At 50.5% G+C, this 9,515-nt stretch carries 10 protein-coding genes; 8 read left to right on the top strand and 2 right to left on the bottom strand.

From position 1 onward, the window contains the following. The 4 genes from NZ772_07845 to NZ772_07830 all read left to right on the top strand — a co-directional run. A partial coding sequence (locus NZ772_07845) for a hypothetical protein (GenBank protein ID MCS6813469.1) occupies positions 1-295 on the top strand: 295 nt, incomplete at its 5' end. 218 nt (positions 296-513) lie between these two features. Then, complete coding sequence (locus tag NZ772_07840) at positions 514-1,437, top strand: RnfABCDGE type electron transport complex subunit D (protein MCS6813468.1); 924 nt, start codon at positions 514-516, stop codon at positions 1,435-1,437. Between the two features lie 113 nt (positions 1,438-1,550). After that, complete coding sequence (locus tag NZ772_07835) at positions 1,551-2,906, top strand: DUF2330 domain-containing protein (GenBank protein ID MCS6813467.1); 1,356 nt, start codon at positions 1,551-1,553, stop codon at positions 2,904-2,906. Between the two features lie 138 nt (positions 2,907-3,044). Continuing rightward, entirely contained in the window at positions 3,045-3,674 is a 630-nt protein-coding gene (locus tag NZ772_07830) for a dual specificity protein phosphatase family protein (protein ID MCS6813466.1), read from the top strand. Positions 3,675-3,733: 59 nt separating this feature from the next. Here the strand turns inward: NZ772_07830 and rbsK are convergent, their stop codons facing one another. After that, positions 3,734-4,669 carry a ribokinase gene (rbsK, locus tag NZ772_07825; GenBank protein ID MCS6813465.1) on the bottom strand — a complete coding sequence of 312 codons (936 nt, stop codon included), beginning with the start codon at positions 4,667-4,669 and terminating at the stop codon, positions 3,734-3,736. Between the two features lie 250 nt (positions 4,670-4,919). Here rbsK and NZ772_07820 point away from each other — a divergent pair, with 250 nt between their 5' ends. The 3 genes from NZ772_07820 to NZ772_07810 all read left to right on the top strand — a co-directional run bounded on the left by NZ772_07820 (position 4,920) and on the right by NZ772_07810 (position 6,798). Beyond that, the gene (locus NZ772_07820) at positions 4,920-5,843 is read left to right on the top strand and encodes a nucleoside hydrolase (protein ID MCS6813464.1); all 924 of its coding nucleotides are present in this window, start codon (positions 4,920-4,922) and stop codon (positions 5,841-5,843) included. Between the two features lie 147 nt (positions 5,844-5,990). Continuing rightward, entirely contained in the window at positions 5,991-6,371 is a 381-nt protein-coding gene (locus NZ772_07815; protein MCS6813463.1) for a hypothetical protein, read from the top strand. A gap of 1 nt (position 6,372) precedes the next feature. After that, on the top strand, positions 6,373-6,798 hold the full coding sequence (locus NZ772_07810) for an acyl-CoA thioesterase (protein ID MCS6813462.1): 426 nt from the start codon (positions 6,373-6,375) through the stop codon (positions 6,796-6,798). 224 nt (positions 6,799-7,022) lie between these two features. On the opposite strand, the gene glnA is transcribed toward NZ772_07810, so the two are convergent. Then, the gene (glnA, locus tag NZ772_07805) at positions 7,023-8,444 is read right to left on the bottom strand and encodes a type I glutamate--ammonia ligase (protein ID MCS6813461.1); all 1,422 of its coding nucleotides are present in this window, start codon (positions 8,442-8,444) and stop codon (positions 7,023-7,025) included. A gap of 588 nt (positions 8,445-9,032) precedes the next feature. Between glnA and apcB the strand changes: the two genes are divergently transcribed. Beyond that, on the top strand, positions 9,033-9,515 hold a 483-nt coding region (gene apcB / locus NZ772_07800; GenBank protein MCS6813460.1), incomplete at its 3' end, for an allophycocyanin subunit beta.

Genomic DNA, 9,515 nt, shown 5'->3' with positions numbered 1-9,515 from the left:
ACCTGACCAGATTATCTTCCTGCACCAAGTTCGTCCAGGGGGAGCTGATCGCTCCTATGGCATCGAAGCAGGACGACTAGCAGGCTTGCCTCCCTCTGTGATTCAGCGGGCGCGGCAGGTGATGGCACAAATTGAAAAACACTCCCGGATTGCGATCGGGTTGCGTCAGGGCAGGACTAGCGACCCTACCGTGCGAGAAAAACCTGGACGAGAAAAGCGCCAACCCAAGAATACTGACCAACCCGCCCAGCAACTAGACATCTTTGAAGGTAATTGCCCCAATACCTGTGATTAGGCAACATCGGCCAATGGCAAGTATTTCGGGCAGAACAATCCAGCCTTTCCCGTGGCTTTAGTCCGGCACTATGCCCTTGGCGCTGACTGTTTCAAATTCTGAAACATTGACCTTAGTGATTTCGTCTTGTAGGCATACTAAGCAGCATTGACATCATGCAACGACCGGGTGGGTTGGCATTGCCTCCCACTCGTTTCTCTTAAGTTGGTGAGCTTTATATGCCTGCATTTCCCGATGCCCGCGATTACCAGATCCTTTTCCTTAGCCTGTTTTTGGTGCTGGGCCTTAGTACTCGCGACTGGACGCTCAAACCAGAGATCATTGCCACTGCGATCGTCACCTGTTTGGTTGTACAGGTAATCATCAGCCATGTCGTTTCTGCTATCCGTCTTCCCTCCTCGGTTTCCTCTGCTCGGCCCTCTATCAATGTGCGCAGCCCTCTGATTACTGCCCTGGGTTTGAGTTTGTTGTTTCGCACCGATCGCCTAGACATCATGGCTTTGGCAGCGGGGTTAGCGATTGCCAGTAAGTTCGTGTTTCAGTTCAAGGGCAAGCATTGTTTCAATCCGGCTAACTTTGGCATTGTAGCGACGATATTACTGAGCCACAGTGGTTGGGTATCACCAGGGCAATGGGGTGAAAATGCTTGGTATGTGGCTGTGTTTCTAGCCACAGGGGGCTTGGTGTTGCAGCGGGTTGGACGTTGGGATACCTCGATCGCCTTCCTCGGAGTTTATGGCCTGTTGGAAGTTGGACGCAATCTCTGGCTGGGCTGGACATGGGATGTGGTCGGGCATCGACTGATGAGTGGCTCCCTCATCTTATTTGCCCTATTCATGGTGACAGATCCGCGATCGATTCCCAATGCCCGTATCGGTCGCTTGCTGTGGGCAGGGGCGATCGCTGTGCTCACCTTCATCCTACGCAACTACTACTTTGTGTCCACTGCGGTGTTTTGGGCGCTGTTTGCCCTTTCGCCTGTGACCTGGTTATTAGATTGGTGGTTGCCTGCGGAGCGGTTTGCTTGGCGCTCCTCTTCAACTATTCAGGTAGAGCAGCAAGGGGTTAATTCCCCATACCCCCCGCCCCTGGAGGCAGCACTCGTCCCTCAGATTGCTCCCCTACGGTCTGATGCGGCCTAGATGGCTGAGCAGTAGTATCTGGAGTGACTTTTCTGGATTCCCAATGTCATCCCCCATCCACGGAATGATTCTATGTAGCAACTATCACCAAGTCCTTTACCCTATCTCTAACTATGAAATTCCTACGTTCTTTCATCATTCTGTTGCTTGTGTGTTTCACCATGCTGATGGCTAGTCCGCCTGCTTGGGCATTTTGTGGCTTTTATGTGGCAAAGGCAGATGCCAAGCTCTATAATCAAGCGTCTCAGGTGGCGATCGCCCGTGATGGTAACCGCACTGTGCTGACGATGGCCAACGATTATCAAGGCCCAGTTAAAGACTTTGCGATCGTGGTTCCTGTACCCGTCGTCCTGCAACGGGAACAAATCAATGTTGGGGATCCTAAAATTATTGAACGCTTGGATGCCTTCAGTGCCCCTCGCTTAGTGGAATATTTTGACCCTGACCCCTGTATGCCAATTCCTCCACCAGCAGCGGCTCCATTCCCAGGCAGTCTCGCACGTAGCAGCGCCACTGCTGAGTCACGTCAGCGTCGAGATAACACCCTAGGGGTTACTGTAGAAGCCCAGTATACAGTTGGTGAATACGACATTCTCATCCTTAGTGCCCGTGAATCGGATGGTCTAGAAACTTGGCTGCGGGAAAATGGCTACCGCATTCCCAACGGAGCAAGCCAATTGCTACAGCCCTACATACGCCAACGTCTCAAGTTCTTTGTTGCCAAGGTCAACCTAGATAAATTTGAACAGAGCGGATTTCAGTCCTTGCGCCCGTTGCAGATGGCCTACGAATCACCCCGGTTTATGTTGCCGATTCGCCTTGGCATGGTCAATGCCCGCTCAGAGCAGGACTTGATTATCTATCTAATGTCCCCTAAGGGACAGGTGGAATTGACCAACTACCGCACGGTTAAAATCCCCTCTAACGAAACCATTCCCGTGTTTGTTAAGGACGAATTTAGCAACTTCTACAAGGCGATGTTCAAAACTGCCTACACAAGGGAAAATAAGCGGGTTGCCTTCTTGGAATATGCCTGGAATATGGGTGGTTGCGACCCCTGTGCTGCGGATCCATTGACTCCAGAAGAATTGCGGAAAGCAGGCGTATTCTGGTTGAACTTTCCCACTAGGCCCGATGTTGGTGGTCGAGGGATGCCGATCGTCCGGCCCAATGTCTTCATCACCCGCCTGCACGTGCGCTATACCCGCGACAAATTCCCTGAAGACCTGATGTTCCAAGAAACTTCTAATCAGGAATTTTTCCAAGGGCGCTACATTCTTCAACATCCCTTTAAGGGCGATCTTAGTTGTCGTGCAGGGCAAGAGTATAAGCGCCAGTTAAGCCAACGCTTTGAGCAAGAGTCTCAAACCCTGGCTAGGTTGACCGGCTGGGATATTCGTGACATTCGCCGCAAGCAACCGACGGCTGACTATCGTCCTGAGCCTTGGTGGCGCAGTTTGTGGAATTAGGGATTAATAACTATCTGATGCGGTGCGTGACTATAGGTATGGGACTATAGGTATTGATCGCCACGGCTGGAGTGCGATGTATCATAGACGTGTGCTACTCATGCAGTTGTAGCTGTTCAACACTCTAGGTATTTCCGAGTGAAACGTGTTTTTGATCGCCTGCATCGGTTAGTCCAGCGGTTATGGTCTTGGTTGCAACGTCAGCTACGAGGGAAACCGTCAGGGAGGCGGCCAGCCCGCGAGCGGCGATCGCTTACCCATGTGGATTGGGTATTGCCTGGAAAGCTAGCCGTGGGGGCATCTCCCCAACCAGGAGATAGTGCAATATTGCGGCAAGCGGGCATTCAAGTGGTCTTTTCCCTATGTGGCGCTTCTGAAGAGTCTCTACCGAGGGATGTGGAAGAGCAGTTTCGCTGTTTGCGGCTAGTGTTGCCCGATAGTCGCTACAAGCGCGAGATTAAGCCCAGTCAACTGCACGCTGCTCTCGACATTATCCATCACAGCGTTCAGAACCAACTGCCCATCTATGTCCACTGCTATGCTGGTGTGGAGCGATCGCCTACGGTCTGCATTGCCTACCTATGTAAGTACCACAATCTTGAGCTATGGGAAGCACTGAACTGGCTGAAGCAAGTGCATCCAGCAACCATGCCTCAAGAATCGCAACTAAAAGCAGTACGCAACTATCTTCAGGGCAGTGCACCAGCTAGTAGTAACCCCACTACCCCTGAAGAAACCACCACTAGCCAGTTGCCCAAGCAGTCTTGATGGGATCGATGGGCCATTATCGATCGGTCATGTCGATAGGTTGTAGGTAGTATCAGGGATTACAGCCAGTGCATGGTGGGTTTCATTGTTACTGCAAATGCCCGCAGTTGCTCTTGTGTAGGCAGGGATGGTTGAGCGCCCGCTCGCGTAACCGAAAAGCCTGCCACCAGAGTTGCCTGTTGCAGAGCCTCTGGCAGCGATTGTCCCTGCGCTAGGGCTGTGGCTAGCCCGCCATTGAACGCATCCCCGGCTGCTACTGTATCTACCGCAGTCACTGGCAATGCTGGAATCATCAGGGTTGTGGTTGCCGAGACACAAACTGCTCCCTGGGCACCTAGCTTGACGATCGCTGTGCCCACCCCCCATTGCCGCAACTGTTGCCCTGCCTGCACGGCTGAGGCTACATCCACTACAGGCAGACCTGTGAGATGGGTAGCTTCTACTTGGTTAGGAGTAATCACATCTACTAGACCGTATAGGTCTGGTGGTAGTGTCTGAGCAGGAGCTGGATCCAAAACCACCATAACTCCAGCTTGGCGAGCTGCGCTTGCCGCAGATATCACGCTCTCTAGAGGGACTTCTAGTTGCAACATGAGGATTTGGGCATGGGGAAGTCTGGCGTGTAGGCGATCAACATCAGTACTCTCTACCTGTCCGTTAGCACCGGGAATGACGACGATCGTGTTTTCCCCTTGGGAATTCACCGTAATCAGGGCCACCCCAGTATGGGTTGCGTCATCTACCCAGACCCCACTAACCTCCACCCCATCTGCCTGTAACCCTGCTAACAGTTCACTGCCAAAGGCATCTGCCCCTACACGCCCCACTATCTCCGTTGCCATCCCTAACCGAGCTGCTGCCACTGCCTGATTTGCACCCTTGCCCCCCGGCACTTGGTTAAATCCATTACCTGTTAGTGTTTCTCCGGCAACCAAAAACCGAGGTACCTGGACTACCAGATCCATATTTAAGCTGCCAAACACAAGAATCGTCATAGGTGATGGATAGAATCGGCCTTAGAGCAGTGGGCAAGCAAGCAGTCCACGGCGCATCTCAGACATCATCAAGTGTCATGCATAGGCTAACTCTTAGAGTTAACTTAGTTACTAACATCGTGATGGGGTCAGGGCTTTTATACCCTTAGAACCTGTAGTCACAAGGATTTAGTGGATAATCTAACATAGCCAGGAATCGCGAATTCCCCACGATTGACCAATCATTACTGATCCTGAATACTAGCGACTAATGCCCTATGAGCACCTAATTATTGATTGTGACCCTGGCGTGGATGATGCTATCGCCCTGTTGCTAGCCTTAGCCTCTCCAGAGCTAGTGATTCGTGGCATTACAACGGTGGCAGGTAATGTCCCTTTGGTTAGCATTCTGCGCAACACCCGCCAGATTTGTGAATTGGCGGCACGACCTGATGTACCCGTCTATGCAGGCTGTCCTCGTCCGATGCTACGTCGCCTTGCCACGGCTGAATCAGTCCATGGGACATCAGGACTGGGGGGAGCTATGTTGCCAGCACCGACTATGCCCATTCAGCCCCACCATGCTGTGGATTTTCTCACTGAGACCCTATCCCAAACTGACCAACCCCTGACGTTGGCAACGCTAGCGCCGCTGACCAATATGGCTGTAGCGCTGATCAAAACCCCTGCGATCGCCCCTCAGATTCAACGCATCGTCATGATGGGTGGCTCCTTGACTGTCGGCAACATCACCCCTTCCGCTGAGTTCAACATCTACGTGGATCCCCATGCTGCCCATGTGGTGTTGACCAGTGGCATTCCCATCACCCTAATTGGCTTGCATGTCACCCATCAGGTATTAACTACACCCGATCGCCTCCAACGCCTCCGTCACCTAGGCACTCCTGTCGCCCAAGCTGCTGCTGACATGTTGGCAGAGTATGGCACCCAAGAAGCTGCTCAGCGTGGATGGTCAGGGCCACCCCTCCATGACCCCTGTGTGATTGCCTACCTATTGCAACCTGGACTGTTTTCCAGTCAGCCTGCTGAAGTACAGGTGGAAATTAACAGCGAGTTAACTCTCGGTCGGACAGTGATTGACTTCCAGAGTCGCCAGCCCAACGCTGAGGTCGTGACCAGTGTAGATGCTGAGGGCTTCTATGACCTGCTGATCGATCGCTTAGCCCGCTACTAGTAGTATTTTCTGGCTCCCTAGAGGACTAAAGTCCTTACTACAAACATCGCTTCACCAAAGCTATTGTTAATACTTCCTAAGCGGTAGTGCTACTGCTGAGGGCACACGCTAGGATAAATCACTACTTTCGTTGTCCTGTTGCAGCCTATGTCTATCCAACTTACCCCTGCTGAAATTGCTCATTATCGTTCGGCTGTCTCAGATATAGCTGAAGCTATGACTGCGTTGGATATGATCGAAGACTGCGATGGTGACATTGAAGATGCAGCCATCTCCCTAGCCATCCATGCAGGACAACAACCTACCACGTCCGATCGCTGGCTAGAGGGGTTCGCCAAGCGCTGGCGGGCGCTGCTCTGTCGTCCAGCCATGCAAACCATCCTGCTGGAAGAAAATCTAGCAGAAGCATTTAATCTCCTTACCCTTGAAACGGACATTCCTTCTACCCTGGGGATGCCATTAATCATTTATGTGTTAAAGGTAGGCGTGGAGGATTTTTGTCATGTGTTGAAGGAAAAAATAGCCTAGGATGCCAAAACTTACCCTGGAATTACCTATCTACACCTACGATATTGACTTTGCTGGTCACGTTAGTAATATTGCCTATATTCGCTGGATGGAAATTGGTCGCCTCCACTTGCTAGAAACTATTGGCCTACCCGTCCATGAGCTTGCCCATCGAGGCTTTACTCCTGTTCTTAGCCATACAGCAATCACCTACACTATGCCCCTATTTCTGGGTGACACTGTTCACCTAGACCTGTGGTTATCTGAACTAAAGCGAGCATCTGCTGAGATACAGTTCCGGTTTTATAACAGCCAGCACGACTTAGTAGCCTCTGGACAGCAGGGGGGACTGTTTGTGAGCTTAGAAGACCAAAAGCCACATCGCCTCAGCCTGGAGGAGCGGGCAAGGTTTGAACCATACGTGATTTTGGATGAAAACGATAGTTAATCGGGCCGTGGTAATACCAATTCCCCAAAAGCCAGCGACATAACCCATTAGTTCGTAGTAAGGACTTAAGTCCTGACTACGAGCTATCTATAGCCGTAGTATGAAGAAGTAGTATAAAAAACGACCGCACTGCTGCTGTAAACCGGATTACCGTAAACAGAATGCAGTGCGATCGCTTACCATGCGAAACCTAAGCTCCGCCATGAAGCAAGTCTAGATAGCCCTTAGCAGTCGTAGTACAGTGCAAACTCGTAGGGATGAGGACGCAGACGCATGGGGTTCACTTCAACGTCAAGCTTATAGCTGATCCAAGTATCAATAAAGTCTTCAGTGAAGACACCACCTGCCGTCAAAAACTCATGGTCTTTCTTCAAATTTTCTAGAGCATCTAGCAAGGAACCAGGCGTTGAGGGAATCTTTGCCAATTCCTCTGGAGATAGGTCATAGATGTCCACATCCAGAGGCGCGCCAGGGTCAATCTTATTCTTAATACCATCAATACCAGCACAGAGCATAGCTGCAAAGGCTAGGTAAGGATTGCTAGTAGCATCAGGGCAACGGAATTCCAAGCGTTTAGCCTTAGGATTACTGCCAGAAATAGGAATCCGTACCGATGCCGATCGGTTGCCTTGAGAGTAAGCCAAGTTTACTGGAGCCTCAAAGCCAGGCACCAGACGCTTGTAGGAGTTGGTAGTGGGGTTGGTGAGTGCCAACAGTGCAGGAGCATGCTTGAGGATACCACCAATGTAGTGCAGGGCCGTTTCACTCAAGTTAGCATAGCCATCACCAAAGAATAGCGGCTGACCATTCTTCCAGATAGACTGGTGAGTGTGCATCCCAGAGCCATTGTCATTAAATACAGGCTTGGGCATGAAGGTTACAGATTTGCCATGCTTTTTAGCAACGTTCTTGATGCAATACTTATAGGTCATCAGATAGTCGGCAGCTTTCACCAGTTCAGCGAAGCGGAAGCCTAGCTCACACTGCCCGCCCGTTGCCACCTCGTGGTGGTGTTTTTCGATCGGTACCCCACAGGCTGCCATCGTCAGTAACATTTCCGTGCGCATGTCCTGCAATGTATCCGTTGGTGAAACTGGGAAGTAGCCTTCCTTGTATCGTGGCTTGTAGGCTAGGTTGCCACCAGGTTCTTCCTTACCAGAGTTCCAGCGACCTTCTATGGAATCAACATAGTAGTAGCCGCAGTTCTGGGTTTGGTCAAAACGAACATCGTCAAATACAAAGAATTCAGCCTCCGGACCAAAGTAAGCAGTGTCGCCAATACCAGTAGACTTCAGATAGTCCACAGCTTTTTGGGCAATCACACGGGGACAGCGGCTATACCACTCACCCGTCCTAGGTTCTTTGATGCTGCAAATAATGCTTAGGGTTGGTTCTGCCATGAAGGGGTCGATCCATGCGGTGGTGGGATCTAGCACCATCGTCATGTCAGACTCGTTAATTGCTTTCCAGCCACGAATACTGGAGCCATCAAAGGGCACACCATCGGTAAAGCTGCTCTCGTCGATCTGGTTGTGATACACCGTCAGGTGCTGCCAAATCCCTGGCATATCAATAAACTTCAGATCGATCATCTTGATATTGTCTCTTTTAATCCAATCCAAGACTTCCTGTGGGGTCTGAGTCATGAACTACTCCTTGGCTGTTGAGTAAATACAAGTAAGAACGAGGAAGCCCCAATACGTCTGGTAACGATCGCCGTGTAGATATACACTACACAACTAGTTATTCCGTGTCAGGGTTCTATTAAACCTGAATAATCCTAGAGATAGGGGCAGACAGATTTTGTATCTTGATTTACAATCCACCTGCCTCTTGGCTTAAATCTTTTGAAATCGTGGGCATTAGGGTCACATATGATCGTTCTGTCAAGCTAATACTAATTCCCCAAACCATCGCTACAAATAGCTTCTAGTAAGGACTTAAGTCTGTACTACGAACTAATAGGTTATGTAGCCAGCTTTTGGAGAAGTAGTGTAACGTGTATTACTGTGTATTGTGTATCACTGTGTAGGCGCAGTATAGGCAACTTGTATTAGCCTGCTGATGCTCGACCATACAACCAACGTCATGCTTAAACTGACATAAAACTTAATGGTTTAACCTAGGTCGAGTGCGGCCCAGCAACTCTCGAAGGGCGTGGCTGCGTGGTAAACTGAACCACGAGAAGTTTGATCTTTTTGATCTTTAATAGAACGTTTTGGGAGATTGATTCAATGCGGGATGCGGTAACCAGCCTGATTAAAAATTACGATAGTACAGGTCGGTATTTTGACCGAAGTGCTCTAGATGCGTTGAAGTCCTATTTCGCTACAGGCACAGCGCGGGTTCAAGCAGCGGCTGTGATTAATGCCAATGCAGCGGCAATTGTAAAGCAGGCTGCATCCACGTTGTTTGATCAGATTCCAGAGTTGATTCGCCCCGGTGGCAATGCCTACACCACTCGACGCTATGCAGCTTGCCTGCGCGATATGGACTACTACCTGCGCTATGCTAGCTATGCTCTAGTGGCGGGCGATACCGATATTCTAGACGAGCGAGTGTTGGAGGGCTTGCGGGAAACCTATAATTCCTTGGGTGTGCCGATCGGTCCTACCGTTATCGGCATTCAATTGATGAAAGACATCGTTAAGCAGCAGGTTGCCGAAGCTGGCATTACCGACACCAGCATTGTTGATCAGCCCTTTGACTATATGGCT

This window comes from Cyanobacteriota bacterium (assembly GCA_025054735.1).
Classification (GTDB): Bacteria; Cyanobacteriota; Cyanobacteriia; order SKYG9; family SKYG9; genus SKYG9.
This window is presented reverse-complemented; position numbering and strand designations above follow the sequence as displayed.